The organism is Arthrobacter sp. KUASC02 (assembly GCF_059739395.1).
Genome location: NZ_AP046053.1, coordinates 368,182 through 392,496, shown reverse-complemented (window position 1 = coordinate 392,496; position 24,315 = coordinate 368,182). Strand labels below are relative to the sequence as shown.

Annotated in this window: 24 protein-coding genes and 2 riboswitches; of the genes, 5 read left to right on the top strand and 19 right to left on the bottom strand. The window is 67.3% G+C overall.

Features of this window, described 5'->3' with window-relative positions; all coding sequences use genetic code 11:
• Positions 1 to 11 precede the first annotated feature (11 nt).
• The 5 genes from AC6JAC_RS01745 to AC6JAC_RS01725 all read right to left on the bottom strand — a co-directional run bounded on the left by AC6JAC_RS01745 (position 12) and on the right by AC6JAC_RS01725 (position 5,990).
• Positions 12 to 626 carry a DinB family protein gene (locus AC6JAC_RS01745; protein WP_497963212.1) on the bottom strand — a complete coding sequence of 205 codons (615 nt, stop codon included), beginning with the start codon at positions 624 to 626 and terminating at the stop codon, positions 12 to 14.
• Positions 627 to 743: 117 nt separating this feature from the next.
• Positions 744 to 1,865 carry an EAL domain-containing protein gene (locus AC6JAC_RS01740; RefSeq protein ID WP_497963210.1) on the bottom strand — a complete coding sequence of 374 codons (1,122 nt, stop codon included), beginning with the start codon at positions 1,863 to 1,865 and terminating at the stop codon, positions 744 to 746.
• A 172-nt stretch (positions 1,866 to 2,037) separates the two neighbouring features.
• Positions 2,038 to 2,997, bottom strand: a complete 960-nt coding sequence (locus AC6JAC_RS01735; protein ID WP_497963208.1) for a PLP-dependent cysteine synthase family protein — start codon at positions 2,995 to 2,997, stop codon at positions 2,038 to 2,040.
• A 67-nt stretch (positions 2,998 to 3,064) separates the two neighbouring features.
• The gene (locus tag AC6JAC_RS01730; RefSeq protein ID WP_497963207.1) at positions 3,065 to 4,690 is read right to left on the bottom strand and encodes an aromatic amino acid ammonia-lyase; all 1,626 of its coding nucleotides are present in this window, start codon (positions 4,688 to 4,690) and stop codon (positions 3,065 to 3,067) included.
• Between the two features lie 4 nt (positions 4,691 to 4,694).
• Positions 4,695 to 5,990 carry an NtaA/DmoA family FMN-dependent monooxygenase gene (locus tag AC6JAC_RS01725; RefSeq protein ID WP_497963205.1) on the bottom strand — a complete coding sequence of 432 codons (1,296 nt, stop codon included), beginning with the start codon at positions 5,988 to 5,990 and terminating at the stop codon, positions 4,695 to 4,697.
• A 232-nt stretch (positions 5,991 to 6,222) separates the two neighbouring features.
• A riboswitch (SAM riboswitch) is annotated at positions 6,223 to 6,337 on the top strand.
• A gap of 34 nt (positions 6,338 to 6,371) precedes the next feature.
• On the opposite strand from AC6JAC_RS01725, the gene AC6JAC_RS01720 reads away from it, so the two are divergent.
• Genes AC6JAC_RS01720 through AC6JAC_RS01710 form a run of 3 tightly spaced genes read left to right on the top strand, consistent with a single transcriptional unit; the run spans position 6,372 to position 8,299 of the window.
• On the top strand, positions 6,372 to 6,683 hold the full coding sequence (locus AC6JAC_RS01720; RefSeq protein WP_051628866.1) for a DUF1737 domain-containing protein: 312 nt from the start codon (positions 6,372 to 6,374) through the stop codon (positions 6,681 to 6,683).
• Positions 6,680 to 7,090 (top strand): rhodanese-like domain-containing protein, encoded by a 411-nt coding sequence (locus tag AC6JAC_RS01715; RefSeq protein ID WP_028270950.1) that lies wholly within the window; start codon positions 6,680 to 6,682, stop codon positions 7,088 to 7,090. The genes AC6JAC_RS01720 and AC6JAC_RS01715 overlap by 4 nt, the downstream gene beginning before the upstream one ends.
• Positions 7,091 to 8,299, top strand: coding sequence for an O-succinylhomoserine sulfhydrylase (locus AC6JAC_RS01710; protein ID WP_028270951.1), 1,209 nt, complete (start codon positions 7,091 to 7,093; stop codon positions 8,297 to 8,299).
• Positions 8,300 to 8,422: 123 nt separating this feature from the next.
• Here AC6JAC_RS01710 and AC6JAC_RS01705 read toward each other — a convergent pair whose 3' ends face one another.
• A complete protein-coding gene (locus AC6JAC_RS01705; RefSeq protein WP_028270952.1) occupies positions 8,423 to 9,139 on the bottom strand; it encodes a hypothetical protein in 717 nt (238 codons plus the stop codon).
• Between the two features lie 335 nt (positions 9,140 to 9,474).
• On the opposite strand from AC6JAC_RS01705, the gene AC6JAC_RS01700 reads away from it, so the two are divergent.
• A complete protein-coding gene (locus AC6JAC_RS01700; RefSeq protein ID WP_497963202.1) occupies positions 9,475 to 9,990 on the top strand; it encodes a hypothetical protein in 516 nt (171 codons plus the stop codon).
• Positions 9,991 to 10,068: 78 nt separating this feature from the next.
• Here AC6JAC_RS01700 and AC6JAC_RS01695 read toward each other — a convergent pair whose 3' ends face one another.
• From AC6JAC_RS01695 to AC6JAC_RS01665, 7 genes are all read right to left on the bottom strand, one after another.
• A complete protein-coding gene (locus AC6JAC_RS01695; RefSeq protein WP_028270954.1) occupies positions 10,069 to 10,461 on the bottom strand; it encodes a nuclear transport factor 2 family protein in 393 nt (130 codons plus the stop codon).
• 81 nt (positions 10,462 to 10,542) lie between these two features.
• A complete protein-coding gene (locus AC6JAC_RS01690; RefSeq protein ID WP_028270955.1) occupies positions 10,543 to 10,866 on the bottom strand; it encodes a hypothetical protein in 324 nt (107 codons plus the stop codon).
• Positions 10,867 to 10,894: 28 nt separating this feature from the next.
• The gene (locus tag AC6JAC_RS01685; RefSeq protein WP_497963200.1) at positions 10,895 to 12,121 is read right to left on the bottom strand and encodes a glutamate--cysteine ligase 2; all 1,227 of its coding nucleotides are present in this window, start codon (positions 12,119 to 12,121) and stop codon (positions 10,895 to 10,897) included.
• A 72-nt stretch (positions 12,122 to 12,193) separates the two neighbouring features.
• Positions 12,194 to 13,717: a UDP-N-acetylglucosamine 1-carboxyvinyltransferase gene (locus tag AC6JAC_RS01680; RefSeq protein ID WP_028270957.1), complete on the bottom strand. Its 1,524-nt coding sequence runs from the start codon at positions 13,715 to 13,717 to the stop codon at positions 12,194 to 12,196.
• 105 nt (positions 13,718 to 13,822) lie between these two features.
• A complete protein-coding gene (locus AC6JAC_RS01675; protein WP_028270958.1) occupies positions 13,823 to 14,626 on the bottom strand; it encodes an energy-coupling factor transporter transmembrane component T family protein in 804 nt (267 codons plus the stop codon).
• Positions 14,623 to 16,281, bottom strand: a complete 1,659-nt coding sequence (locus tag AC6JAC_RS01670) for an ABC transporter ATP-binding protein (protein WP_497963197.1) — start codon at positions 16,279 to 16,281, stop codon at positions 14,623 to 14,625. Before AC6JAC_RS01670 ends, AC6JAC_RS01675 begins: the two co-directional genes overlap by 4 nt.
• 16 nt (positions 16,282 to 16,297) lie before the next feature.
• Positions 16,298 to 16,930 (bottom strand): ECF transporter S component, encoded by a 633-nt coding sequence (locus AC6JAC_RS01665; protein WP_028270960.1) that lies wholly within the window; start codon positions 16,928 to 16,930, stop codon positions 16,298 to 16,300.
• Between the two features lie 73 nt (positions 16,931 to 17,003).
• A riboswitch (TPP riboswitch) is annotated at positions 17,004 to 17,146 on the bottom strand.
• A 150-nt stretch (positions 17,147 to 17,296) separates the two neighbouring features.
• Here AC6JAC_RS01665 and AC6JAC_RS01660 point away from each other — a divergent pair.
• Positions 17,297 to 17,560 carry a DUF4235 domain-containing protein gene (locus AC6JAC_RS01660; RefSeq protein WP_028270961.1) on the top strand — a complete coding sequence of 88 codons (264 nt, stop codon included), beginning with the start codon at positions 17,297 to 17,299 and terminating at the stop codon, positions 17,558 to 17,560.
• Between the two features lie 24 nt (positions 17,561 to 17,584).
• Here the strand turns inward: AC6JAC_RS01660 and mnhG are convergent, their stop codons facing one another.
• Genes mnhG through AC6JAC_RS01630 form a run of 6 tightly spaced genes read right to left on the bottom strand, consistent with a single transcriptional unit; the run spans position 17,585 to position 24,130 of the window.
• Entirely contained in the window at positions 17,585 to 18,043 is a 459-nt protein-coding gene (gene mnhG / locus AC6JAC_RS01655; RefSeq protein WP_497963195.1) for a monovalent cation/H(+) antiporter subunit G, read from the bottom strand.
• Entirely contained in the window at positions 18,033 to 18,311 is a 279-nt protein-coding gene (locus tag AC6JAC_RS01650) for an MrpF/PhaF family protein (protein ID WP_028270962.1), read from the bottom strand. The genes mnhG and AC6JAC_RS01650 overlap by 11 nt, the downstream gene beginning before the upstream one ends.
• Positions 18,308 to 18,853 (bottom strand): Na+/H+ antiporter subunit E, encoded by a 546-nt coding sequence (locus AC6JAC_RS01645; RefSeq protein ID WP_347898564.1) that lies wholly within the window; start codon positions 18,851 to 18,853, stop codon positions 18,308 to 18,310. Before AC6JAC_RS01645 ends, AC6JAC_RS01650 begins: the two co-directional genes overlap by 4 nt.
• Complete coding sequence (locus AC6JAC_RS01640) at positions 18,850 to 20,505, bottom strand: Na+/H+ antiporter subunit D (protein WP_028270964.1); 1,656 nt, start codon at positions 20,503 to 20,505, stop codon at positions 18,850 to 18,852. The genes AC6JAC_RS01645 and AC6JAC_RS01640 overlap by 4 nt, the downstream gene beginning before the upstream one ends.
• The gene (locus tag AC6JAC_RS01635; protein ID WP_028270965.1) at positions 20,502 to 21,089 is read right to left on the bottom strand and encodes a Na(+)/H(+) antiporter subunit C; all 588 of its coding nucleotides are present in this window, start codon (positions 21,087 to 21,089) and stop codon (positions 20,502 to 20,504) included. The genes AC6JAC_RS01640 and AC6JAC_RS01635 overlap by 4 nt, the downstream gene beginning before the upstream one ends.
• Positions 21,086 to 24,130: a Na+/H+ antiporter subunit A gene (locus AC6JAC_RS01630; RefSeq protein WP_454699737.1), complete on the bottom strand. Its 3,045-nt coding sequence runs from the start codon at positions 24,128 to 24,130 to the stop codon at positions 21,086 to 21,088. Before AC6JAC_RS01630 ends, AC6JAC_RS01635 begins: the two co-directional genes overlap by 4 nt.
• Positions 24,131 to 24,315: the final 185 nt, after the last annotated feature.

Genomic DNA, 24,315 nt, shown 5'->3' with positions numbered 1-24,315 from the left:
CGAACGCTCTCTCACTTCTCGGGGTCTTCCGCCGAACGCTCGCTCACGTGGTCTGCGGCTGCGCGGGCCGCCGCGTCGATGCGGGCGCAGTGCGCTGCCCATTCCTCCGGGGTACGCGTCGTCAGGTTGGGGTCCCCGGGCCGCTGGCCTGCTGAACCATCGATGAGCTCACGGAGGATGTCCGCGTGGCCCAGGTGGTGCGCCGTTTCCACGCACATGTGCACCAGGATCTGGTGGAGGGACACGCGCCTCCGCTCCTCCGGCCACCACGGCACTTCCCCTGGCGCGTCCAGCGGCAGCGCGTCGATAGTGGCGTCACTGTGCGCCGCGGAGAACTGGTGGAGCTCAATGATTTGTTCCCGGGTCTCATCCGCGGCTGCCCACAGGTCGGCGTCGGGCTCGGCATTCTCGTCAAGCCACGGGAGGTCCATAGGGGCAGGCCGCCCGAAAACCTCGCCGAAATAGCCGAGTTCCACGCTGGCCACGTGCTTGACCAGGCCGAGCAGGTTGGTACCTGTGGGCGTCAGCGGCCTCCGCGCGTCGTACTCGTCCAGGCCGTCGAGTTTGGCCAGGAGGTTCGCCCGCCGGGTGCGCAGGTAGCTGTGCAGAATTGCCTTGTCATCCATAGCGGGCACTATACCGACGCTCGCTCATTTCCTGCGGTCATCACGCACGCTCGAGCGTCCCGGCCAGCAGGAACTGCGAGAGCGTCGCGTCCCGGCCAGCAGGAAGTGCGAGAGGGTTTAGTTTGCCGGGCCGCCGGATCCCGAGGTGAAGGCTTCCTCGTCGGCGGAGGTCCGCCAGGCTGCCCAGTCCAGGGGCTGCACCGAGGGCCGGCCCAGGAGGTACCCCTGCCCGAAGGCCATCCCAAGGTCCATGACCGCGGTCAGCTCGGCCTGGGTTTCGATCCCTTCCGCAACAAGGTCCGCGCCGATCTGCCGGGAAAACTCCACCATGGCCGCACCCAGGGTTCTTTGGCCGGCGGCATGGTCGATTCCCGCGATGAGGTTGCGGTCGAGCTTGATGATGTCGGGGCTGAGGTGCTTGACCTGGCTCATCGAGCCGAAACCCGCCCCTGCGCCGTCAACAGCCACCCGGAGTCCGCGCAGCCGGAGCGGCGCAAGTGCTTTCACCACAGGCTCGTATTCGTCCTCGGCAAGCCGCTCTGTCAGCTCGACAACGATCCGGTCCACTGCCAGCTGCGAGTGCTCCACGAACGCCCGGAGCCGCGGGTCAAGGCAGGTGGCCGGTGACAGGTTGAGCGCCACGTAGACGTTCCCCGGCAGTTGCTCTGCGGCCACCAGGGCCGCCTGCAGCGCCGCAAATTCCAAGTCGGGCCCAAGGCCAACGGCCGCGGCTTCGTTGAACCAGTGGTCGGCGCTGGCGCCGTCGTCGCTCACGAAACGGGTCAGCGCTTCAACACCGATGACGTCACGCGTGGACAGTTCGTGGATGGGCTGGAACGCGGTGAGGAGCATCCTGTCACCGAGAATGGCCTCTATGCGGCGCCTGCTCCGGCGGGTGAACAGCGTTGTAGCGCCGTAGTCCTCATCGGGCACGGGCAGGTCGGGGCTGGGCAGGTTCTCCTCGGAGTCGTCCGACTCCTGGTCCGTGATGCTGCGCGTAGCCATCAGGTGTTCCAGGAGGGCGCGTTCGGGATTACCCGGGTGCGATTCCATCCGGCTGCGCAGCTGCTCGCGCGCCCACTCGCTCTGCGGAGTGGCGTCATCCAGTACAGACTCGATGATGTTCCACGCCTGGCCACGGATCGTCGGATCACTCGCGTCCGAAGGCGGGATCGACTGGGGTCCCCGGTACGCAGTCGATTCACCATCGGTCAATGCTGGAAAAGAAGTCTCATCCATTGACATGGTCTATTCCTTTATAAGTGCTGGTCCCGGCTGAGCCCGGGACCCATCCGTGAATACACCGCATGCTGATTCGAGGATGCGGGAACCGCGAACGTTTCAAAAGCGTACAACGAGACCGGTCTGTCTGTCTGTAGTTGTAGCCGAGTCGTAATGCTAAGCACGCGGCCTATTCCTCCACGAATTCCGAGGCCAGACGGATGTGGTTATCGGCCAGCCACACGGGGTTGAAAGCCTTGCTCAGGTAGTTGCTGCCGGCGTCGGGCGCAATGGCCACCACCACCGAGCCATGCGGTGCGGCACGCGCCACCCTCAGGGCCGCCGCCACGGCCAGCCCGGAGGAGGGCCCGAGGGACAAGCCCTCCTCGTTCAACAGCCGGTGCTCCGTGGTGTACACCTCGTTGTTCGGAACGCGGAGGAAGCGGTCCACGACGCCGCGATCAAAGATTTTGGGCCATTCTGCTTCCGGCCAGGAGTTCCCCACGCCGTCCACCAGGATTTCCCCGGGATGGCCTCCGCTGTACACCGAACCAACCGGATCCGCGGCGATCACCTCCACATGGCCGCCGGATTTCTCCTTCAGGTACCGGCCGTTGCCGCTGATGGTTCCGCCGGTGCCGATTCCGGCCACGAAATGCGTCACTTTCCCGGCCGTCTGCTGCCAGATCTCCGGCGCCGTTCCTTCGTAGTGGGCCAGCGGGTTGGCCGGGTTGTCGAACTGCTGCGGCCGCCAGGCGTCCGGGTTCTCGGCCGTGATCCGCGCTGCAACGGCCCGCGCGTTCTCCGGCGACTCCGACGGCGCGGTCCAGTCCGTCACCACCACCCTGGCGCCGTAACGGTGCAGCGCGGCGAGTTTCTCGGATGAGATGGTGTCCCCGGTAACCACCACCACAGGGTGCCCGGTCAGGGCACCGATCAGGGCAAGCCCGATCCCGGTGTTCCCCGAGGTGCTCTCCACGATGGTTGCACCCGGCCGGAGCTCACCGCTGCGCTCAGCCGCCCGGACCATGCTCAGCGCTGTCCGGTCCTTGATGGAGCCACCCGGATTATCCGATTCGAGCTTGACGTACACCGTGCTGCCGAGCCCTTTGGAGAGGACATCCAGCGGCACCAGCGGCGTGTTGCCCACCTGCGCCAGGACAGCCGCGGCGTCCGCCGCAACATCTGCAGCCTGAACCGCGTGCCTGTCATGGTGCTCATCGTTGCCTTTCCGTGCTGCCGGCGGGGCCGCCGTCGAATGCGGGGCCGCCGAATGCGGGGCCGTCGAATGCGGGGCCGAAGAAGCCGGCACCCAGGAAGCCGTCCAGTTCAGCGGAAGCCTGTTCCACCAGCGCCGCCGCCGGCAGGTGCCGGGCCAGGAGGCCGGACAGACGGTGAACGACGGCGGCAGTCCCCTTTCCGAGCGGCCGCACCGCACGCGCTTCCGCCCCGCCCAGCAGGTAGGCGGCGGTCAGCGCTTCGATGGCGAGCAACTTCCCGGCAGCGTCCACGGATCGCTCCAGCAACTGGAGGGCAAGCGGCGCCAGGGTGGAGTGGTCCTCGATGTCGGCGGACAGCGTGGGAGCCCCCAGCGTGGCCGGCGCTGCGAGGACTTTGAGTTCGGACAGCAGGCCGGCGGCCGAGTACCAGAGGAGCCCGGGCAGCTCTTCCGGCTCCAGCGGGGCTCCGTTCCTGGCAGCCTCGAGGTGCCGCTGGCGGATCCGGCGCTGCGGCGGGTAGAGCTTGGCGATCCGGCGTTCGCTGCTGATCCCCAGATGGGCAAGCCCCAGGCGCAGCGCCTCGAATGCCAGGGCCAGCTGCATCGGCTGGAAGTTCCCGCCGGACACCATCCGCCCGGATCCGACGTCGGCGAGCGGGTTGTCGCCCCGGCCGTTGAGCTCCACCTCCAGGGCATCTTCCAAAGCGGTGACCTGCCACCGGACAGCGCCGTGGGTCTGGGGCGCCGCCCGGAAGGACAGCGCTTCCTGCACGGAAACCTCCCGGGTGTGGTCCTCCAGCCAGCCGCCCTCAAGGAGCCGCAGCACATGGGCCGCCGTGACCGCTTGCCCGTGCACGGCTTTGGCGGCCTGGACCGCCGGCGAAAACGGGCTGAGGTTGCCGCCGCCGTCGTGCCTTGCCGTCGCCTCAAGCGACAGTGCGAGCGCCGTGTCCGCAAGGTCGGCGAGCCGCAGGATGCGGTGCAGCACCAGCGCGCCGACACCGATGGAATAGGAGTTTGAGCTGACCAGGGCCAGGGCTTCGCCTGGCGCCAGTTCCAGCGGGGCCAGCCCGGCGTCGGCCAGGGCCTGCCCGCCGGGCACCAGCTGCCCGTCCGCCCCCACGGCCTGTCCCTCCCCGATGGCGACGGCGGCCACCGCGGCCAGGTGCGTGAGGTCCGCGGAACCTACGGATCCTTCGCGCGGGATGGCGGGGACCACGCCCCGGTTGAGCATGTCAGCGTAGAAACGGGCTGTTTCCGGCCGGACTCCGGAGCCGCCCCGGCTGAAGCCCACCAGCCGCGCCAGGATGACGGCCCGGACCTCGTCAGCGGCCAGCAGGTCCCCCACTCCGCTGTTGTGGTACCGCACCACCTGCACCTGGTAGGCGAGGATCGACTGCTCCTCCACGGCGGTGTCACGCCCGGAACCCAGCAGCGTATTGAGGCCGTAGACGCGGTGGCCGGAGTCGATGGCCTGCTGCACCACCTCCCGCGAGCGCCCGACCAGCTCCAGCGCGTCCGTGCTCAGGACGAACTTCACGGCCGGGTCAGCCGCGGCCTCGGCGATGTCCCTGGCACGCAGGTGCGCCGTGCCGATCAGGAAGTTTCCGCTGCCGTTGCCCATGGGACTAGAAGTCCAGCAGGTTCCGGCGGAAGCCGCCGTCGCCATAGCTTGTCCGGAGCAGCCCGCGGCGCCGCAGCACGGGCGCCAGGCGGTCCAGCACCCCGTGGACGGTGGCCGGGTCCACGAAGCCGGAGAACAGGAACCCGTCCCCGCCCACCTGGGCCCCGGTCTCCTCGAGGTAGTCGGCAATGTCCTCGGCTGTGCCGATGATGCTGTCCCCGGCGCCGCCGCTGCGGGCCTGCAGGAGCTGGCGCAGTGTGGAGCCCGGCGGACCGGCTTTGGCGAAGTGGTCCAGGGTGCCCTGGTTGCTGTTGGTGGTCAGTTCAGGGAGCGGGGCGTCAAGGTCGAACTTTTTGAAGTCGATGACGGAGAGATACGAGATGGAGTTCAACTGGCTGTCGATGTCGCGCTGCGTGAGTTGGCGCCGCTCCTCCCGGAGCTCGTCCGCTTCTGCCCGGGAGCCGACCACGGTGGGCTTGAGGACGAACAGCACCTTGACGTCGTCGGGGTTCCGCCCTGCCGCGGCTGCCTCGGCCCGGATCGAGTCCCGGTAGGCCTTCATGCCGTCCGCACCCCTGGCCAGGGCGATGGCGACGTCCGTGTTGGCACCCGCGAACGCCTTGCCCCGCGGGGATGCCCCGGCCTGCACCAGGACCGGCTCCTCGGGCAGCGGCGCCGTGTTCAGCGGCCCCCGGACTTTGAAGAACTCGCCGTCGTGGTTGATCGGGTGGACCTTCGTGTGGTCCGCGAAGATGCCGGCCTCCGCGTCCTCCACGATCGCGTCCGGCTCCCAGCTGCGCCAGAGCTTGCGCACCACGTCCACGAATTCCTCCGCCTTCTCGTAGCGGAGATCGTGCTCAATCTGCTGGTCCAGGCCGTAGTTCTGCGCGGCAAGGTCGCTGCCGGAGGTCACCACATTCCAGCCCACCTGGCCGTTGGAGAAGTGCTGCAGGGTAGCCAGCAGCCGTGCCGCGGTGAACGGCGGGTAGAAGGACGCACTCACCGTGGGAACAATGCCCAGGTGCTCGGTGGCGGAGAGCAGGTACGGAACCAGGGCCAGCGGATCGTGTTTGGGAGCGAAGGACGCCTGGGCCAAGGACACTTCGGCGCTGCCGCCGTAGGTGTCCGGCACGGTGAGGGAGTCCTCGATGATGAACAGGTCCAGCCCGGCCCGCTCAAATTCGCGCACGGCTTGCTGGTACAGGGCGGGTTTTTTCCAGTCGTACCCGATGCCGTAGCCGGGCGTGCCCCAGCCCTGGACGCCGAAGCCGTGACCCACAAACCAACCGAAGTGCAGCATGGGACTGACTGTATTCCCGTTCGATCCATTCACGGCTGCCTGATTTCATCCGGCGTTACAGCGGTTCATCTCCCGTCATTATCCTCCCGGCAGGTTCTTTTGTAACGGCAATATGGGGTCACGTACGGGTCACCGGAAACGCGGGGGCAGTGCCGCGTTCTGCCATGTCCCGTTACGGAAGATGACGACGACGGCGGTGCGGGCCGCCGTCGTAAGTGTTACGTTTTTGGGGAGTAATGAGAACCGGTGCCAAGCCCTGACTGGCCGGTCGGCAACCCTCCTTCCACGGCGGGGTGCCTCAGGTGAATACTCGGCATATCGACCCATTCGAGCTGCAAGCGTGAGAGAAGGAGATCCGTCGTGTCTGACGCACCCGCCCCACTGGCCACCGAACCGGCCGCCGCCGGCCAGGACCAACCGGCCCAGGACCTGCCCCAGGAAAAGCTGGCCTACCGGCTGATCACCGGCCCCGACGACCGCTCGTTCTGCGAGCGCATCTCCGCGGCCCTGGCCGATGGCTATGTTTTGCACGGGAGCCCGGCAGCCACGTTCAACGGCACCAGCGTGATCGTGGCGCAGGCCGTGGTGCTGCCCGCAGCCATCGCCAGCTCGGACGCCGCTGTGGCAACGGCGGTGGACGAACTTGAGTTCGACCTCGACTTCCCCGGCGAAGGTTTCGAGGGCCACGCATGAGCTACGCCGGAGACCTGACCCCGCAGGACGCCTGGGCCAAACTGGAACAGGGCGCGGTACTGGTGGATGTCCGCACCGAAGGCGAATGGGCCCACATCGGCATCCCGGACACAAAAGCCACCGAAAACGATCCCCTCTTCATCCAGTGGACGTTCCCCGGCGGCATCCCCAACCCGGAATTCATTCAGCAGCTGAAGCAGCAGGCACCGGAGGACACCGGCGTCGAACTGGTGTTCCTCTGCCGATCAGGCGTCCGCTCGATCGCCGCCGCAATCGCCGCCACGCAGGCCGGCTTCACCGCCTACAACGTCCTCGAAGGCTTTGAAGGCGAACCGGACCGTTACGGCGAGCGCACCGTCAACGGCTGGAAAAACCGCGGACTGCCCACCAACCTCGGAAAGAACTAAGTGACTTTCAATCCCGACGCCGCCGGCTGGAGCCCCGACACCCAGGCTGTCCGCGGCGGCCTTGACCGCACCAACTTCCAGGAGACGGCCGAGCCGATCTTCCTCAACTCCGGCTTCGTGTATGAATCCGCAGCAGCCGCCGAACGCGCCTTCACCGGCGAAGACGAACGGTTCGTGTACTCGCGCTACGGCAACCCGTCCGTGGCCACGTTCCAGGAGCGGCTCCGGCTGCTCGAGGGCACCGAGGCGTGCTTTGCGACGGCGTCCGGCATGTCCGCCGTCTTCACGGCCCTCGGTGCGCTGCTGGCCGCGGGCGACCGCGTGGTGGCTGCCCGGTCGCTGTTCGGCTCCTGCTTTGTGATCCTGAACGAAATCCTGCCGCGCTGGGGCGTGGAAACGGTGTTCGTGGACGGTCCGGACCTGGAGCAGTGGCGGGCCGCCTTGGCCGAACCGACGACGGCGGTCTTCTTCGAGTCGCCGTCCAACCCCATGCAGGAGATCGTGGACATCGCCGCGGTCAGCGAACTGGCCCACGCGGCCGGGGCAACGGTCGTCGTCGACAACGTCTTTGCCACTCCCCTGCTGCAGCGCTGCGGCGAGCTCGGCGCAGACGTGATTGTGTACTCCGGCACCAAGCACATTGACGGCCAGGGACGGGTGCTGGGCGGCGCCATCCTGGGCACCAAGGAGTTCATCGACGGCCCGGTCAAACAGCTCATGCGCCACACCGGGCCTGCGCTGTCCGCCTTCAACGCCTGGGTACTGACCAAGGGCCTGGAGACCATGGCGCTGCGCGTCAACCATTCCTCCGCCTCGGCGCTCCGCCTGGCCGAATGGCTCGAGGAGCAGCCGGCTGTCAGCTGGGTCAAGTACCCGCTGCTGAAGTCGCACCCGCAGTACGAGCTCGCCGCCAAGCAGATGAAGGCCGGCGGCACCGTACTCACGCTGGAGCTCTCGCCGTCGGCGGGCCGCACGGCGAAAGAGGCAGCTTTTGCACTGCTGGACGCGCTGCGGATCATCGACATCTCCAACAACCTTGGCGATGCCAAATCGCTCATCACCCACCCGGCCACCACGACGCACCGCGCCATGGGTCCGGAAGGGCGCGCAGCCATCGGGCTGAGCGACGGCGTGGTCCGGCTGTCGGTTGGGCTCGAGGATGTCGACGACCTCATCCGCGACCTGGAGCAGGCGCTCAAGCAGATCTGACCGGCAGAGGTACAACCAGCGCGAACGGACAGATACGGCCCTGCATTGTGGGGCGTTATCTGTCCGTTCGCGCTCTGTCCGTTTGCCCTACACGGCCGTGTCCGTTGGCCCGCCGCGCCGCCGTCAGCCGTGGGCGAGGATGGTGTCGATCAGCTGGGCGAGCTCCGCCGCGGCATTCGGGGTTACATCGGGTCCCGCCTTCACCGCGGTGGCGGCCAGGTTTCCCTTGATGCCGGTCATCGTCAGGGCCGCCTGCTTTTCCCCGGTGGAGAGGCTCTGCTTGGCCAGGGCAGCGAACGACTGGTCACCCTTGGTCTCGGCGTTAACCTCCTGGACCTCGGTGGTGATCTTCTGCCCTGCCAGCTCCACGGTGAAGTTGCGGCACGCGGCCGAGGCTTTCTTGGATGCGTCCAGATGATCCCGCAGTTCCTGGGCATCCTTGAGGGCAATGACGGTGACCACGATGGCGGTCTTGTCCGCCGCCGACACACTGGTTCCGGCCGCATACGTGCTGTCTTCGGGGACCTGGGAGTTGCTGTCGGCGAAGACATTGCACTCCGGCGGCGTGAAGGTCGCACTCTTCAGCACCTCTTTGGCCTTGATGATGCCCTGGTCGATCTGCGCCGCGGGGACCACCGTGAGCGGCCGCCCCTCAGCATCCTTCAGGGTGGACACCAGGCTGCTGAGGTCCGCATCCGTGTATGTCTTGGCCGGGCTTGGCGTGGCGCTGGAGGGAGGCGGCGAGGACGTTTGCGTTCCGGTGCCGGTGTTTGTTCCGCACCCGGCGAGAGCCAGGAACGCTGTCAGGAGGAGGGCTGCTGGAGTGGTGCGCCTTTGCATGGACTGATCCCCGTTCGATGGTCCGGTCCGCCCCGGGGGTTTCGGGGCGCATTCCGGAGCCGGATCCGCCGGGCGGTCGGTCGATCGCTGCCAGGCTGATGCGGCGTGCTGCTGCGCGGCAAGTGGCGCGGGGATCGTGCCTGGCGGACGGCCGGTTCCGGCCGGTCCCGCCGGTGCTTTCGATCCCCCTCGAGCACCGCTGGCTGACGCGATAGCGCCAAGCTACGGCAGAACGCCCGCGGCTAACAGAGTGTCCACTACCTGTTTCGCCCGCTGGCTGCGTCTGCCCTTTTTGTCCACCTTGACGGCCTTGACCGCAGTGCCATGATGAAGGCATGTCGTTCCGTGGTGACAGTGCCCGTGGTGACAGTGCCGAGCCGTCCGGGGACCGAGCCCGGGTCCGGGCCCGTGCTACCACAGTGCGCCTGGTGCTGGCAGCTGCGGCCATCGCAATGCCGGGCTGCGGTTCGGCCGCAACCTCAGCTCCGGGCAGTACAAGTGCGCCCGCATCCCAAAGCACCCCCGGGACGTCGTCGGCCTCGCATCGCTCTTCGCCGATTGCCACGTACGTATCCCACGGGAGCGGAAGCGATACTGCTGCGCTGCAAGGGAAACTCGTCCTCGACGCGGGGTGCCTGTACATACAGGCCCCGGACGGGACTGACTGGATCGCCGCGTTTCCCGTCGACGAAGTCGAGTGGGAGGACGGCAGACTCCACTACCAGGGGTCCAGTTACGGTCACGGAGATGAGATCCTCCTGGGCGGCGGCACCGGCAATTCACTGCAGGGTGTGACCAAACCGGACTCATGCCGGCATGCCGAGGTCTGGCAGGTAGGCCAGACCGACTGAACCGCGCCGGTCGGTTTCAGCGCCGGTCGTCGATCAGCGCGAACGGGTCACCCTTCGTGCGTTTCGCAGCAGGTTCGGCTAAGCCCAGAATGCGTCGCCTTTCGCGGTGTCCTGGAAAAACTCCCGCGCCTCGGTAATCTTGCCGCCAGCGACCCGGAAGGCGATGACGCCGTCCTGGTCCAGGGCCCTGCCGCCGCTCTCTGCCCGGTTGTGCTGCACCGCAACGGTGTTGGTTTCCCCGCCGATGATCTCCTCGACGGTCACTGTCAGGTTGCCCCCGGACCGCGTCCCGAGTTCCCCGAAATAGGCCAGGATAGCGTCGCGTCCCTCCTTCTTTCCGGACAGCACGCCATCTCCGGCGACGTGCCAGACTGCGTCCTCCGCGAACAGTCCGCCAAGGGTTGCCATGTCGCCTGCGCTGAAGGCCTCGTATCCGCGCCGGACCAGCTCAACATTCTCCCGGGTTCCCATTTCTGGCACCTTCCCGTCTTCGTCGTCGGGTAATTCTCGGACGTTTCAAGGCTATTCCCGCGGAATTTGATTGTCGATGAGTCAGGTGTCGAGCTCCCAGTGCAGGCGGATCGCTTCGGCGATGGGACCGGCCGCCACGTCCACGGTGAAGGCCACCGGCGCGGTTCCGGTCTCTTCAATGACGGTGTCGTGGTAGACCCGGCCGCAGGCAGGGCACAGCGTGTAAAGGTCCTCGTCCCCGGGCCACGCCGCGAGTCCCTCCGGCACGGGAGTGCCCTCGCCAAGGTGGACGGGCATGCCTTCGGAATTGGCCTGGATCAGCCCCTCGTCGCTGACGGTGTTTCCGCAGACACAGGTGATGGTGGTGACATCATGGCCGGCGACTGTGGCGAATTCGGTTTCCATGGCGCGCTCCGGGGTAGTAGGAACCTGATCAGGACTGGCGGACGCGCAACAGCACCGGCGCCTGCTCGCGCACGGTGATGGCTTCAGCCTGGCGCATGCTGACGTCAACGGCATGGGCCACCACCGCGGCCAGACCGGCGGCGACGTCCGAGCTGGCCGCCAGGCCCTCCTGCATGGCACGGCGCTGCTGTTCCGAGCCGGTGCCCCGGTCCATGATCCTGCGGGCACCTTCCCGGGCCAATTCCAGCTCGCCCTGTTCGGCCAGGACCGGCGCCACGTAGTCCACCAGCGCCTCCACCACTTCCTCGGCGGGAGCGGGACGGAAGGTGCCAAAATCGAGCAAGTCTCCCCGGAGCCCGCAATTGCTGGCCTGCCACGCCGCCATCTTCAGGAGCACTGTGGGCACGGGGGCCGGGTCCACACCGGCCCGCCATTCCCTGCTGGCCGATTCCACCAGGCCGCGCACCAGGACGGCGATCAGGGCTGCGTCCTCGGCATGCAGGCAGACGTCCGCCACCCGGACTTCCACGGTGGGGTGGTTCCGGGAGAGCCTCGCGTCGAAATAGATCATGCCTTCATCCAGCAGCACGCCGCTGTCCAGCAGCCGGGTGACCACGCGGCGGTACATGGAGTGGGTCCCGAAGATCTGGGACGGGCCCGACGTCGGCCAGCGGTTCCAGGCCTGGGTGCGGTAGCTTTCGAAACCGGTCTCCACACCGTTCCAATACGGCGAATTCGCGCTGAGTGCCGTGAGAACCGCCAGCTTGTCCCGGATCCGGTCGATAACGGCGACGCCTTCCTCCGGCGATTCGACGAACGTGTGGACGTGGAAACCGCAGGTCAGCTGCTCATGGACGGTGAGTCCGAAGCGCTCCTGCATGGTGGCGTAGCGGGGATTCGGCGTGGTGTGCGTCGTGGAGGCAATCGGCGATGTTGCCAGAGCGGCCACGCGCGCATTGTGTTTCTTCGCGGCGCTGTCCGCCAGGGCACGCCCCTGGCGGATCTGCAGCAGCAGCTCCTCATAGTCCAGGCACGGGCGCGTCTGTGTCTCGATCTGCTCAAGTTTCAGCTCGGCAGTCAGCCCGGTGTCGCCGTCGTTACGGGCTGGATCGTGCGGATCCGGGATCCGCGGCTTGTCCGGAGCGTCGTCGGCAGCGAGCTTCCGCCCTGTCAGGAGGGCGTCCGCCAGCGCCAGCGGCTCCCCTGTCACGGGGTCCACAATCAGCAGCTCTTCCTCAACCCCGAAGGTTCGCATGCATACATTGTGCCCCCGTGACGCGCGGTTAGACAGGCACCGTCAGAGAGCCCTCATTGGGCATGGAACCGCTCAGTCCTGGAAGTACTCGATCTTGGCGCCGATGGTGTTGAGCCGCTCGGCCAGGTCCTCGTACCCGCGCTCAATCACGTAGATGTTTCGCAGCTCCGAAACCCCGCGGGCGGCCAGCATGGCCAGCAGGATGCACGCGGCCGGGCGCAGGGCCGGCGGGCAGCCCACTTCGGCTGCGCGCCACCGTGTGGGTCCGTTGACGTAGATCCGGTGCGGATCCAGCAGCTGGACGCGGGCTCCGAGCTTGTTCAGCTCGGTCAGGTAGATGGCGCGGTTCTCGTAGACCCAGTCGTGGATCATGGTCTGGCCTTCCGCGTTGCCGGCAATGACGGCGAAGAAGGGAAGGTTGTCGATGTTCAGGCCGGGGAACGGCATGGGGTGGATCTTGTCCGTGGGTGCATGCAGCGCGGAAGGTTTCGTGGTGACGTCCACCAGGCGGGTGCGGCCGTTGCGGGCAAAGTATTCCCCGGAGATCTCGAGTTCCTGGCCCATCTGCTCCAGGGTGGCGAGTTCGATCTCCATGAATTCGATGGGAACCCGGCGGATGGTGACCTCGGAGTTGGTCACGATGCCGGCGGTAATCAGGCTCATCGCCTCGATGGGGTCCTCGGAGGGGAAGTATTCGATGTCGACGTCGATGGACGGCTGCCCCGTGATTTTGAGGGTGGTGGTCCCAACGCCGTCGATCTCCACTCCCAGGCCCTGCAGGTAGAAGCAGAGGTCCTGGACCATGTAGTTGGGGCTGGCATTGCGGATCACCGTGGTGCCGCGGCGGTGGGCGGCCGCCATGATGGCGTTTTCGGTAACCGTGTCACCGCGTTCGCTCAGCACAAAGGTGCGGTTGTCGCCGTCGGCCGGGGGTGCCTGCACGGAATAGAAGCCGGACGTGGCTTCCACCGACAGGCCGAACTGGCGCAGGGCCTGCATGTGGGGCTCCACGGTGCGGGTGCCCAGGTCGCAGCCGCCCGCATACGGGAGCCGGTACTCGGCGGATTCGTCCAGGAGCGGCCCCAGCAGCATGATCACGCTGCGGGTGCGGCGGGCCGCCTCCACGTCCATGGAGTCGAGGTCCAAAACGGCGGGGCGGCGGATCTGCAGATCGTTGGCATTGAGCCAGGTGCATTCGACGCCGATGCTGGTGAGGACCTCCACGATCCGGTTCACTTCCTCGATCCGGGCCAGCCGGCGCAGCGTGGTGGTGCCGCGGTTGATGAGGCTCGCGCAGAGGAGGGCCACGCCGGCGTTCTTGCTGCTGTTGACGTCCACCGAACCGGACAACGTGCGGCCGCCTTCCACCCGGAGGTGCGTCATCTGCGGCCGGCCCACCTTGACGATGCTGCGTCCCACAATCGCCTCGAGCCGCTGGATCATCTTGAGGCTGAGGTTCTGCTTGCCCTGCTCCATCCGGGCGATGGCGCTCTGGCTGGTGCCCAGCTCGCCGGCAAGCTGCCCCTGGGTCCAGCCCTTCTCGGTGCGGGCATCGCGGAGCAGCAGGCCTACGTGTTCAGCAGTCTCTTGAGTCATAGGACGAAAATATCACCTATGAGCTATTAGTCGACGCGAAACGCCGGAAACTGCAGTTGAAGTCACAGATTATCCACTTCGTGCGATATATCGGTGACGTGCGGCCTATTTCTGCTCCAGGAACACCATGTTCCAGGTCCCGGCGCTGACCGCCGCCCATACAGCCGCGACCGCAATCAACAGCCCGCCGAGGACCACCCAGACGTCCAGGATGCTGTACGTGGACTCCCGCGCCCACGTCCGCTGCGCACCGCCAAAGCCCCGCGCCTCCATGGTGACTGCCAGCCGTGAAGCCCTGCGGATGGCCTGCACCAGGAGCCCGAAGCTCTGTCCGAGCGTTGCCCGGAGTCGCTGTGCAGGCGTTCCGTGCGAACCGACGCCGCGGGCACGCCGGGCCATGCCGATGGTCTGCCACTCCTCCGCCATCAGCCCCACGAGCCGCATGGCGGCCAGCGTGCCGAGGACAAAGCGGTGCGGCAGCTTCGCCTTCTGGGCCAGTGCGTCGGCCAGGTCCGTGGGATCCGTGCAGCTCATCAGCAGCACCGCAGGGAGGGCGATCGCCAGTCCCCGCAGCAGGAATCCCAGCCCCAGCTCCAGCGAGCCTTCGCTGATGGACCAGATGCCGACGTCGAGCAGGACCGTTCCGGTGTCCGGCGCCAGGATCGAGGTGCTCCAGCCGCCCAGTGCCGCCGCCAGGATCAGCGGCCAGCCACGCTGCCAGAGCAACGCGACGGTCAGTCCGGCCAGCGGAAAGAGCAGCAGTTCGAAGGCCAGGGCCACCGAGGCGGACACCCAGTCGATGGACAGCGCCAGCACGACGGTCATCAGCATCACGACCGCAAACTTGGCCAGCGGATTGGCCCGGGTGAGCAGGGCGTGGTTCGCGTTCAGGGTCAAGGCTTCCCTCATGGTGCTGCCACCTCCGGGTTGCGCAGGCCGGGTTCCTGCCCGGCGAGTTTGAGTTCGGGCGCACCAAGTTTCAGCTCGGTGCCGCCCAGGACGTCGCTGAACTCCTGGTCGTGGGTCACGGACACCACGGCGGTGCCGGCGTCGAGCAGTTCCGACAGGAAGGAGGCCAACTCCGCCCAGGTGTTTGCGTCCTGGCCGAAGGTGGGCTCGTCCAGGATCAGCACCCGGGGGTGGGCGGCCAGCACGGTGGCGACGGACAGCCGGCGCTTCTCCCCGCCCGAGAGAGTGTAGGGGTTGGCGTCCACGAGTTTAGTCAGCCGGAGGCGCTCCAGGAGCTCGTCCACGCGTTCCTCACCATGGCCAAGATGCCGCGGACCGAACATCAGCTCATCCAGCACCCGGCCGGTGACGAACTGGTGCTCCGGCTCCTGGAACACGGTGCCGATCCTCGCGATCAGCTGCTCCGCTTTCCACTTGTACGGGTCAATGCCGGCGCCTTCGCTGAGGTCCACCGTGGCGGAAACCGTGCCGGCCACCGGGCGCAGCAGCCCAGCGAGGGTCAGGGCAAACGTGGACTTGCCGGAACCGTTGGGGCCTGTGATGGTCAGCGCCTGCCCGGCCCGGACCTGCGCCGTAATGTCCGACTGCACCGGGACCGGCGGAATGGATTTGAAACGGCGCCGGCGGGGACGGTCGCGGGAAACGGCGAGGTGCTCCGCGGCCAGCAGGAGGTTCCCGTTACCGGGCCCGCCCGCACCGGGCAGCCCCGCACCGGGCAGCCCCGCGGCACCCGGCAGCGCGGCACCCGGCAGCGCGGCACCGGAGCGTGCGCGGGTGGCGGGCACATACCCGGGCACCCAGACGCCGGCGGCCACGAGCATGTCCCGGGCCTGGTCCAGGACCTGGTCCGGCGGCCCGTCCAGGAGCACGGCGGAATCCGTCGCCGATCCAGGCTGCAGCACCACGATCCGGTCCACCAGGTCTTTCCACACGCCCACGCGGTGTTCCACCACCACCAGCGTTGCCCCGGTTTTGTCCAGGCACCGGCCCACGGCGTCCCTGACCTCCAGGACGCCCAGGGGGTCAAGGTTGGCCGTGGGCTCGTCGAGGAGCAGCAGTCCCGGGCGCATGGCAAGGATGCCGGCAAGCGCAAGGCGCTGCTTCTGCCCGCCGGAGAGGGCCGACGTCGGGTGGTCCAGCGGCAGGTGGGCCAGCCCGACGTCGTCGAGCGCTTCTCCCACGCGCGTCCAGATGTCCGCGCGGGGCACGGCCAGATTCTCGGCGCCGAAGGCGACGTCGTCCCCCACGCGGGACAGGACCACCTGCGTCTCGGGGTCCTGCTGCATCAGGCCGGCGCGGCCGCGCTGTGCCCGCGGCGGGGCGCCGTCGATCAGGAGGGTGCCCGTCTCGTCCGAGTCGTCGGCGTCCGGCGTGCTTTCATGGTGGGCGCCGGCGTCGCTGTCGCCGAGTACCCCGGCCAGGGCGTGCAGCAGTGTTGATTTGCCCGCGCCGGAGGGGCCCAGCAGCAGCACGCGTTCGCCAGGCTGGATGTCCAGGTCCAGGCCGTGGACGGCGGGCTGGGACCGGCCGGCGTGCCGCCAGCCCCAGCCGCGTGCCGTGACCGCAGCCGGGCGGACGTTATCCGAAGATGTCATGAGCGGGGTGCGTTCGTCAGGAAAAGACGGGCTCCGTAGCTGCCTTGCGGGAGGCAAAGGAGCTGAGCACACCGGTCCGGGCCAGGCCGCGGGTGGCGATCCAGGACAGCGCACCGGCAATAATGGCGCCGGAAATGGCGGTGAAAATGATGTAGGCCAGCTTGTCACCGGCCGCGTAGGCGACGTTCCAGCCCCACGGAGCGAACGAGTCGTTCAGGCCGCAGAAGAGGCCTGCGCCGGCACCGGCCAGCAGCGAAACGGGCAGGTTGAACTTCTTGTACACGAACACCGCGAAGATGATTTCGGCGCCGAGCCCCTGCACGAAGCCGGAGAACAGCACGGAGGCACCGTACTGCGAGCCCATGATCAGCTCACCGGTGGCAGCCACTGTTTCGCAGAACAGTGCGGCTCCGGGCTTGCGGATGATTAGCATGCCCAGGACGGCGGGAATCATCCAGCCGCCGGCGATGAGGCCGGTCAGGGGCGGGTAAACGGCGTTCATGGCCGGGGTAACGGCGGCGGCGCCCTGGGACCAGGCCCAGAAAATGACGCCGCCGGCCACTGCGATCAACGCGGCAACCACAATGTCCACCACGCGCCAGCTGTACTTGCTGTGCGGCAACGCCTGCTTTGCAGAAATATCAGTCATGTCTTCCTCCTGAGGTACAGGAGGGGAGAGTGTTTCCCGGCAAGGGCCGCGGCTTCCGCCGCCTGCTGCCGGACACTCTGAGAACTCGACTCCCTTGCGCCGGTACTAACCGGATCAGGTTCGAGGGTCTGCGGCTGTCCGCACTCTCAGCGCCCGCCTCCGGTTCCCTGGACTGTTCCAGTGATGCCCGACGGCGACGCTCCCCTGTCGTATCAATTCGCCCTTGTGGGCGTGGACCAGTTTACACCCGCGGGCCCGCGAAATCCCGGGGCGGCTGTCACAATGCGCGGTGATGGGGGCGGCCTGATGCGGCTAGGCTAGGGGAAGCCCTGTTTCCGCCGTCTCCCACCTGTTAGGGGTACTGGAATGAGTTTTTTCATCAAGCTGCTTGGAACCGGAGTGAGCCTGCTGGCCGGATTTGCCGGCACGAAGGCCGTTGACGTCGTCTGGGAAAAGGTCACCGGACGCAAGCCCCCCAAGGGCGACAAGAACGACGTCCCCACCACCCTGCGCAGCGCCCTGACCTTTGCGCTGGTCTCGGCCGCTGTCAGCGCCATCATCCAGGTCCTGGCCAACCGCGGCACGCAGCGTGCCATCACCCGCTTCGCCAAGACCCAGGACATCGTCTAGGCCCAACCGTCCTGCGGCCCCCCGCTAGGATGACGCGCCGTCGTCGGCGGGACCGTCGTGCGCTGCGCGCTCGTCTGCTTCCTGGCCGCCGGCGGCCCGCCCGTCGGCGGTCTTCTTGTCCGCCGCCTTCTGCACCACGGCCTCCAGTTCGTCCGTCGTCAGCAGCTCCCTGTGCAGGTGCTTGGTGCGGTAGCCGGCCCGGCCCACCATGTGCGCGGATACGGGAACGGTGAGGACCTGGAAGATCCACGCCACGAACAGTGCGGGCCACACCCACCAGGTCCGCAGCTGCAGGCCCACCGAGGCCAGCAGCAGGAAAAGGCCCAGCACCTGCGGCTTGGTGGCAGCGTGCATCCTGCTCATCAGGTCGGGGAAGCGCAACAGGCCGATGGCCGCGCCAAGGGACATCACGGCGCCCACCACCATAAAAACGGCAGACACGGCGTCGATGACGGTGTCCACGGCGGATGGTTCAGGATTCATTGGGGTGCTCCCGCCGGTCGGCCACGAAGCGCGCCACAGTCACGGACCCGATGAACCCGATGATGGACAGCGCCACCAGCAGCATCAGGTTGTTCAGGTGCCGGTTCACGGCCATGTCGATGCAGAGCGTGGCCCCGATGATGGCCAGGAGCACGTCCGAGGCCAGCACCCGGTCCAGCAGCGACGGGCCGATGGCGATCCGGACAATGGCCCCGGCTGCCGCGAGCGACAGGATCACGGCCGTTACGGTCAGGACGACTTCCATCATGCGCCCACCTCCTGTTTCAGTGCGGCCAGTTCTTCACGCGTGCCCATGATCCGGATCAGTGCCGCCTCGGCATCCCGGACTTCCTTGCGCAGGTTCACGATGTCCTCCCCGCTCCGCACGTTCAGCCCGTGGATGTAGAGCGTGGACGTGGAGCGGTCCACCTCTACCACCAGTGAGCCTGGAATCAGCGAGATGACGTGGCCGGTGGCAGTGACCATCAGGTCCGAATGGCTGCGGAGCTGGACGGCGACGACGGCGTTGGTCACCTTGGGCCCGCGGGCCACCGCCAGGTACAGCACCTGGAAGCTGGCGGCCACCACTTTGCCCAGGAAAACGATGGCGAACGGGACGGCCCGCACGATGCTGAACCGGCCGCCCAGTTCCACCGGCGGCAGGTAGAACAAGCGCGCCACCACCACGGCGATGAGGGCTCCGAACAGGAGGTTCCCGGGGCTGAAGTCCTGCCAGAGCGCACCCCAGACAAACACCAGCCAGACGAGGAGGGGCAGTTCCTGCCGGATTGAGATCCGTCGGCGGTTCACTTCTGGACCTCCGGCTGCTGGCCCTCAGGCTGCGGGCTTTCCGGCTGCGGTTCCGCAGGTTCAGGCTGCGCGACCGGGGGCACCGGAGCGTTTTCGCCCAGCACCGCCTGGATGTAGGAACTCCTGTCCAGCATCTCCACGGCCGACTGGTCCGCCACCCGGAAGAGCGGCCCGGCGAAGACGGTGAGCGCCACGCCGAAGGCGACAAGCCCCAGGGTGGATCCCACCATGGTCCGCGGCAGCAGCGTGACGTTGCGCTTGCCCGCGCGGTCGCCGGTGTCGGAGTCCTCGGGGGCGGCCAGCAGCACGGGGTCGGGGTTCTCTGCGTCCTCGGGCTTGCGCCAGAACGCGCGGTTCCACACCCGGGCGATGGCCAGGAGCGTCAGCAGGCTGGTCAGGACACCGCCGATCACCAGGGCGTAGGCCAGCGGGGTGCCGAGCTGCACACCGGCCTGCAGCAGCCCGAGCTTGCCCAGGAAGCCGGAGAACGGCGGGATTCCGGCCAGGTTCATGGCGGGAATGAAGAACAGCAGGGCCAGGATCGGGGACAGCTTGGCCAGGCCGGCCACACGGTCGATCGAGGAGCTTCCGCCGCGGCGTTCGATCAGGCCCGTGACCAGGAACAGGCTGGTCTGGATGGTGATGTGGTGGGCCACGTAGAACACCGCCGCGCCAAGCCCTGCCACGGAGGACATGGCCAGCCCGAACACCATGTAGCCGATGTGGCTCACCAGGGTGAATGAGAGCAGACGTTTGATGTCGCTCTGGGCCAGGGCACCCAGGATTCCCACCACCATGGTCAGCAGGGCGGCCACCATCAGCGGGGTGTTCAGCGAGTCCCCGGGGAAGAGGAGCGTCTCGGTGCGCACCATCGCGTAGACGCCCACCTTGGTCAGCAGGCCGGCGAACACGGCGGTGACGGGGGCCGGCGCGGTGGGATACGAGTCAGGCAGCCAGAAGGACAGCGGGAAGACAGCCGCCTTGATGCCGAAGGCCACCAGCAGCATCACGTGCAGCAGCATCCGCGTCCCGGAGTCCAGGTCTGCGAGCTTGATCGCGAGGTCCGCCATGTTGATGGTTCCGGTGGCCCCGTAGATCATGGCTATGGCGATCAGGAACAGGACGGACGACACCACGGAGACCACCACATAGGTCACGCCGGCGCGGATGCGCGGGCCCGTTCCGCCGAGCGTCATCAGCACGTAGCTTGCCGTCAGCAGGATCTCGAAACCCACATAGAGGTTGAAGAGGTCCCCTGACAGGAAGGCGTTGGACACCCCGGCCACCAGGATCAGGTAGGTGGGGTGGAAGATCGACAGCGGGGCGTCCTGGTCGCCGTCGGCCATGCCCTGGCCGGTGGCGTACACCAGCACGGCGAGGCTGACGGTGGAGGAGACCACCAGCATCAGCGACGAGAACTGGTCCACCACCATCACGATGCCCCACGGCGGCAGCCAGCCGCCGATGTTGACGGCAGCCGTTCCGCCGTCCCAGACTGAGGCCAGCAGCACACACTCCAGCAGGAGGGTCAGCGAGAGCAGCGTGATGCTGACGGCCCGCTGGGCCCGCGAGTGCCGGATCAGCACGAAGGTCAGGGCGGCGCCGAGGATGGGAAGTACGACGGCGAGCGGGGCAAAGCTTGCGATGTTCACTTCACGCCTCCTTCCGGGCCGGGGGTCACGTTTTGGGAGCCGGGCTGTTCTTCCGCGGCGGCGTCCTTGGCCCGGATCCGGTGGTCGCCCGCCTTCACGGTCGCGCCACCGTCCTCGGAGCCGGAAACGCCCGAGTCGGAAATCCCCCGGCCGTCGGAGCCGATCATGGTCAGCGGAAACTCGGAAGTCTCGACCGGAATCTCGGAGTCGTCCTCGGCATCGAAGCTGGGGGTTTCGGCGACGCGGATGTCTTCGACGTCGTCCTGGATCTCATCGCGGCGGGCCAGCACCCAGGTCCGGTAGATGATGCCCAGCATGAACGCGGTCACGGCGAAGGAGATCACGATCGAGGTCAGGATCAGTGCCTGCGGGAGGGGGTCGTTGTAGTCGCGGGGGTCCGTGTCCTTGCTGAACATGGGCGCCAGGCCGGCGTAGCCGCCGGTGGCGAGGATCAGCAGGTTGGTGGCGTTGGCCAAAAGCATCAGGCCCAGCAGCACCCTGGTGAGGCTTCGTTCCATGATCAGGTAGATGCCGCAGGCATAGAGCGCGCCCATGACCGTCAGCAGTGTCAGGTTGACGCTCATGCCTTCCCCCTCCCGGTGGTTTCGGCGGGAACGCCTTCGGGTTCCTGCCCTTCGGTCTCGCCGGCCGGGTTTTCTTCAAAATGTTCATCGATTTCGGCGCCCAGGCTGCGCAGCACGTCCAGCACCAGTCCCACCACCACGATGTAGACGCCGATGTCGAAAATAGTGGAGGTGACGAACTTGATGTCGCCGAACACCGGCAGCCACAGTTCGATGATGGCGCTCTGAAACACCTGCCCGCCCAGCAGCAGCGGCACCACCCCGGAGGCCGCGGCCGTGGCCAGACCGATGCCCAGGAGCGTTCCCGCGCCCACCGGGGTGGCCTCGCGCAGTTCGAAGCGGCCGCCGGCAAGGTACCGGATGGTCAGGGCTAGTCCGGCCGTCAGCCCGCCGGCGAAGCCGCCGCCGGGCAGGTTGTGGCCGGCCAGCAGCAGGTAGATGGAGAAGACGATCATCGAGTGGAACACCAGGCGCGTCACCACTTCGAAGATGATGGAGCGGCGCTCGGGAGCCATGGTGCGCCCGGCCACCAGCCAGGCGTCCCGGGTGGATGCGGCGAATTTGCGGCTCAGCGCCAGTGCCGCACTGTCCCGGGAACTTTGCCCTGCGTGGGACCGGCGGCCCACTGTCCCCTCGGCCACCGAGGACGAGGCGCGGAGTCCGTCGCCGCGTCCCTTGACGAAGATGAGGCTGGCCACGCCGGTGGCGGCAAGCGCCAGCACGGAGATCTCCCCGAAGGTGTCCCACGCCCGGATGTCCACCAGGGTGACGTTGACGATGTTCAGTCCGCCGCCGCCCTCATAGGCCAGCCGCGGGAACTCCAGCGCGACGGGCGTCGCAACCCGGGCACCCATGGCGTAGATGGCCACGAAGATCATGGTGATTCCGAACGCCACCCCGATGATCACGCGGATCACCCGGTACTTGCCGCCGGTGCGGTCGCGGAGCTCGGCCGGCAGGCTGCGCATGGCCAGGACGAACGCCACCAGGATGATGGTTTCCACCAGCATCTGGGTCAGGGCGAGGTCCGGTGCCCCCTGCAGTGCGAACATCAGGGCGATGCCGTAGCCGGTCACGGAGACCATCAGCACCGCGAGGAACCGCTTGTTGGCGCGGACAGCAGCCAGCGCCCCGATCACGATGCCGGCGCCGGCCACCAGCTGCAGCGGCGAATTGGGATCGATAAAGTACAGTCCCTCCGGCAGCGGCTTGCCGGCAATGAGCAGCGCGGTCAGCGGAAGTGCGAAGGCCACGGTGAGGATGACGGAGAGGTAGAAGAACAGCGAACCACGCTGCGTGCGTCCCGTGACCCAGACGGCAACGTCGTCCAGGGCGCCGATCGTCATCTGGTAGGCCCGGTCGCCGTCCACCCACGCCGGCACCCGGCCCTGGGCGCGGGCAACGATGCCGCGGCCGTAGAACATGGCGATGCCGAACGCGAACGTGAGGGCCGTCAGGCCCAGCGCTGGAGTAAGTCCGTGCCACAGTGCAAGGTGACCGGCGGCGCTTGCCGGGTCGCCGCCGTCGTGCACGAACTCCGCAGCGTACGGCTGGATCCACCCGTCCACCGGTGCCGGCCACAGGCCGTAAACGATGGTGAGCAGGCTCAGCAGGGCCGGGGCGGCGAGGAAGGACGGCTTGATGGCCTTGAACGGTGTGGGCTCGATGCCCGGCTTCGAGGCGAAGGCACCCCACATGAACCGCGCGCTGTAGGCGAAGGTGAGGATGGAGCCCAGGACCAGCCCTGCCAGGACCACCGGCCCCCAGGCGCCGGGCCCGGCGGGATCCGTTGAGGTGCCGTAGTGCACGAAGGCCTCGAACACCGATTCCTTCGCCACGAACCCTGCCAGCGGCGGGATGCCTGCCATTGAGGCGGCACCGATGGCTGCGACAACCGCCAGTGCACGGGAGGACTTGTAGACGCCGGACAGCTTGCGGAGGTCACGGGTGCCGGACTGGTGGTCGATGATACCCACCACCAGGAACAGGGTGGCTTTGAAAAGTCCGTGGGCCAGGAGCAGGGCCAGCCCGGCCAGCGCGGCGTCCGGCTTGCCGAGGCCCACCACCATGGTGAGGAAGCCCAGCTGGCTGACCGTGCCGTAGGCAAGGATGAGCTTGATGTCGGTCTGCCGGAGCGCGCGGTATCCGCCCACCAGCATGGTGGCCAGGCCCAGCCCCAGCACCATGGGCAGCCAGTAGGCCGTTTCCGCAAACCCCGGCGCCAGGCGCGCCACGAGGTAGACGCCGGCCTTCACCATGGCCGCGGCGTGGAGGTAGGCACTCACCGGAGTGGGCGCCGCCATGGCTCCGGGGAGCCAGAAATGGAACGGGATCAGTGCGGATTTCGTCACGGCACCGATGAGGATAAGCACGACGGCGGCGGCCACGGCTCCCGCTGCCGGCCCGGTGGCCAGCCCGGGAGCCTGTTCCAGGATGGACGAGATCCGGTAGGTTCCGGCGCTGAAGCCCAGGATGATGAGGCCAACAAGCATGGCCAGGCCGCCCGCCGTGGTGACCATCAGGGCCTGCAGGGCCGAGCGCCTGGCGGAGAGCCTGGTGCGGGCGTAGCCGATCAGCAGGTAGGACAGGACGGTGGTGAGTTCCCAGAAGATGAACATCAGGAGCAGGTCATCGGCCGTGACCAGGCCGAACATCGCCCCGGCAAACGCCAGGAGCTGGGCGCCGAAGCCGCCGAGGTCGCTGTCCTTGTTCTTGAAGTAGCGGGCGCAGTACACCAGCACCAGGGCACCCACGCCGAGCACCAGCAGGGACATGATCCAGGCCAGCGGGTCCATCCGGAACGCGAGCTCGATCTTGAGCTCAGGAATCCAGGGAAGGAGCTCGGTGACGGCGCTGCCCGTGGAGGAGGGTGCCTGCTGGCCGGCCGCGCCCTGGTATACGGCGCCGTGCTGGAAGAGGAGCCAGACGAACGAGCCCGCGGGAACCGCAGCCAGCGCATAGAACGAGTTCCTGCGGAATTTCCTGAAGAGAAACGGCGCCACAGCGGCCACCGCGAAATGCACGGCAAGGACTGTGATCACAGGTATCTCCGCAACGTCAGGATTTCGATTGTCAAAAGTTGGAGCAGGCGGTCATACGTCAGGTTCGGTGCAGACAGTTTATCAAGCGGATGCAAACACTTTTGCCAGCGACCCGACCGCCGGGCAGCGGATTCCCCGTGACGCCGGGGAATTTCCACCGCCCCTTCACTCGCCGTTTAGCTAGG